Origin of the sequence: Yersinia massiliensis CCUG 53443, from assembly GCF_000312485.1 — a bacterium.
GTDB classification, from domain to species: Bacteria; Pseudomonadota; Gammaproteobacteria; order Enterobacterales; family Enterobacteriaceae; genus Yersinia; species Yersinia massiliensis.
In genome coordinates this window covers 1-3277 of record NZ_HE997649.1, presented here as the reverse complement: position 1 = coordinate 3277, position 3277 = coordinate 1, and the positions used below count along the sequence as shown (strand labels likewise).

The following is a 3277-nucleotide window of genomic DNA, read 5'->3' as shown; positions in this document are numbered from 1 at the left end:
GATCGAAGAGCTCCTGCGCTTGTTTCTTGTCTGCCGTACCAAGGCAGCGCCTAACTCTCTCCCCGTTCGGGCGAACGAAATCACAGTACCACTTTCCGTACCTTTGTTTGAGCGCCATACAGATTCCTTCTCTGCTTGGCCGTTTTCTGCATTCACGGCCTGATTGTGTTGGTTGCTGTGGATATATTCAAGACATGCTGATTTCAGAATTTCAAAACTGCCGCCGCCATTAGCTCCGCTCTTGCCCGCTTTTAGTCGCTTATTTTTTATTAGTGATCGGACGGTTCGCGGGGATTTTCGCAGGTATGCGGCGGCCTGTGGTAAGTCGAATAACTCATCATCAAGCCGGATATCATTCATAGCTGACCTCTTATCTCTTTATCAATCTGACGAACGAAGTAACTCAGCCAGCGCTTAGCTGGAAAAGTGTTAGGGGGTAGGGCGGTGATTTTTTTGCGTGGCGGTCGAGGATTTCGGTGATGAGTTTGTCGTGCTTTGAAGTTGGTTTGCCGTCCGTGGCTTCTATTATTTCCGTTCTGCAACATCGAGCTACTGACCTGATAGCGTTCTCTATTGTTGTTTCCATTTCGGCGCAACCTCTTTAGTAGGTACAAGCCTACGCTCTGCCAGAATATCGACACACTCATCAAAGTCAGATGTGTAAGCATTAAGCAACTGATCCTTGTCTTGATATTTCCGCATTCCATCCCACCAGAGTTTCTGACCGGTCCCGCGCTGAACGCATAGTCGTTTGGCCCAGTGAGGCGCACCGATGAAATCACTGACGGAGCCAGATAAAATCGTCCAATGCATCATCCGAACATCCCCATAACAGCTTCATTCTCAATCGTGTAAATAGTTGCCAGCACCGCCCATGTGATGATGACGACAAAGAACCATACGCCGTCTGATATTTTTGGTAGTTTCATGCTGCTTTACTCCCAGATAAAACATTAGGACTCAGCCACAGGCACTCAAGGCGCTTAACCGAGCCTTTTCGTCCGGCTGCCGATGATTGTTTTTCCTGCTTTGCCCAGCCGCCAAGAATGTCGTTATACATATCCGTGTTGTAGCCGCTAAGCACGACCATACCCTCAAGCTTGTTCACGGTATCGAGCAGGTTTAAGTGGGCGGCATTATCCATTTCATGGCGGTAGTATCGGGATGAAATGACGCGGGTATCATGGACGTATGGCGGGTCAACAAAGTGAAGCGTTGAAACTGTGTCGTGGTCTAGCATGCATTGGACTGCATCGCGATTCTCTACCAGGACACCTTCGAATCTCTGGCCAACTGCCGCTAAGTTTTCAGGCATCCTTGCCCACAAGTGCTGAGCGGTTGCAGAACTGCGCTTGGTATCTAGTCGAAAACCGGTTGTTCCTTTTGTTGCGCCGGCAGAACCAAATCCCATTGTTGCTCTGATTACTAATTTCCGCGCCTTCTCGACCATCGTTTCTGCTTCGCCGTATGCGCCTGTAAATTCGTCGCGAGAGTAGGGGGTCAGAATCAATGACTCGATAAGGCATTCACGCAGTGTCAAATCGCGCAGAACTAAAAAGAGATTAACTACGTCGCCATCTAAATCGTTATATACCTCTGCGTAGCTCCGCTCTTTCCTCAGTAAAACTGATGCAGCGCCACCGAATGGCTCTACATAATGAGTGTGGGCGGGAAAGTGGCTGATAACCCACGGCGCCAATCTGAACTTACCGCCGTGATAACGAATTGCTGGATGCTTAATGTCACTCATGCTACAGCCTCCATATATGACTCTATGAACGCTTTTGCCGCTTCAGCATTGATGGCGTTTCCGTAGGCGCGCAGTCGTCCCACGACAGAGGTATCCCCATGAGAAGCCTCGCCATAACTGGATGGAATGATTCTAACTCTTTCATCTGCTCCTTTGTCGGACTCCCATGCAGCCCAAATGTGTGCAGCCACATTTGTCGATAGAGTGTGTCGCCCCGAAATCTCCCGTCCTTTCGAAAGAATGAGTTTTTCAGATTGCCCATATCCTTGTAACCCCTTGTTGTTGGCGTAGCCCATCCAGAACAACCGCTCTCTGATGTTCGGCGCACCGACGCTACAAGCTGGCAATACTGCCGCCCCGCAGGCGTACTCTTGTTTTTCCAGTTCATCGAATAAATCGTCGAGCCAGTGCTTTCCAATTGCAGCCGCAACCTGCTCTCCAAAAATGATTGCAGGTTTTTGCTCTCTGATGAGATTGAGCCACACAGGGGCGAGGTGTCGCTCGTCTGCTGTTCCAAGTTGATTGCCGGCAGCACTGAAAGGCTGGCAGGGACAGGAGCCAGTCCAGACTGGCTTATCATCGGGCCATCCTGCTTGTCGCAATGCGTATGACCAAACTCCAATGCCGGCGAAGAAGTGGCACTGGGTGAACTCTGTAAGGTCTTCTGGTTTAACATCAACAATACTCCGCTCGTCAACATAGCCAGGTGCGATATGACCGGCTTTGATAAGGTTTCTCAGCCACTGGGCTGCGTATGGGTCTATTTCGTTGTAATAAGCCGTCACGCCGCTCTCCCTTTCCTGCGCTCATCAATTTCGAAGTCGTCACGACATCCTTCGTCACAGAACAAGCCTCTAGTTATTGGCTGGCGACACTCTGAGAAGTGGCAGAATCCAGTGAATGCCATTGCCGGCTTGCGATTAGCAATACCGATTTCTATGTTCAGAGATTCAAGCTCTTGGGCCTTGTCAATTTCATCGCACATTACGCCACCTCATTTGCTTGTTGGTTTAGCAATCCAAACTTGACTATCTCCAGCACGCCAAGCACTTCACTGAGTCCTATCTCACCTTCATATTCGTGAATAAGGTCATTAATACGGCCCGTTAATTCAGCGGGCAGCGGGAATTTACGCTCGACAGGGAGCATTGAAATAGTCATAGGGAATCTCCAGTTATTTAGATGAAGTCCGTTTCCCTTTGATTGCTTTCTCGCAATCGTTCCATACTGTTTTAGCGAAGTGTTGACGGGGTATGCTGAGGACGTAGCGGCGTTGTTCACCGTTAGGGCCGATAGGCGCGTTGAGCCACTTTTCGAATGAGTCGCTCATGCTGAACTCCAGATAGTGAAATCCGTTTCTGTGAGTCCGTGGTGGGGTTAAAACGAGTTACCGATAGACTTCGCCGCACATGAGCACAACGTTGGGCCTACGCTCTTTAATTCGCGCTAACATGTGCTGGCATTCGGATTGAGTGGGGTAGATATCTTCTGAGACTGGTAGGGCATCGCAACTATCGTTAAAGCAAG

General features: G+C 49.6%; 6 protein-coding genes. All 6 read right to left on the bottom strand.

The annotated features are described in order from the left end of the window. A partial coding sequence (locus tag BN68_RS24625) for a helix-turn-helix domain-containing protein (RefSeq protein WP_019212807.1) occupies nt 1–360 on the bottom strand: 360 nt, incomplete at its 3' end. A 210-nt stretch (nt 361–570) separates the two neighbouring features. Continuing rightward, nucleotides 571–816 carry a hypothetical protein gene (locus BN68_RS19155; RefSeq protein WP_019212806.1) on the bottom strand — a complete coding sequence of 82 codons (246 nt, stop codon included), beginning with the start codon at nt 814–816 and terminating at the stop codon, nt 571–573. 109 nt (nt 817–925) lie between these two features. Beyond that, nucleotides 926–1750, bottom strand: coding sequence for a DNA adenine methylase (locus BN68_RS19150; RefSeq protein ID WP_019212804.1), 825 nt, complete (start codon nt 1748–1750; stop codon nt 926–928). Continuing rightward, a complete protein-coding gene (locus tag BN68_RS19145) occupies nt 1747–2535 on the bottom strand; it encodes a DNA cytosine methyltransferase (protein WP_019212803.1) in 789 nt (262 codons plus the stop codon). Before BN68_RS19145 ends, BN68_RS19150 begins: the two co-directional genes overlap by 4 nt. A gap of 199 nt (nt 2536–2734) precedes the next feature. Beyond that, on the bottom strand, nt 2735–2911 hold the full coding sequence (locus BN68_RS24185) for a hypothetical protein (protein ID WP_019212801.1): 177 nt from the start codon (nt 2909–2911) through the stop codon (nt 2735–2737). Between the two features lie 13 nt (nt 2912–2924). Beyond that, nucleotides 2925–3080, bottom strand: coding sequence for a hypothetical protein (locus BN68_RS24040; protein WP_019212800.1), 156 nt, complete (start codon nt 3078–3080; stop codon nt 2925–2927). Nucleotides 3081–3277: the final 197 nt, after the last annotated feature.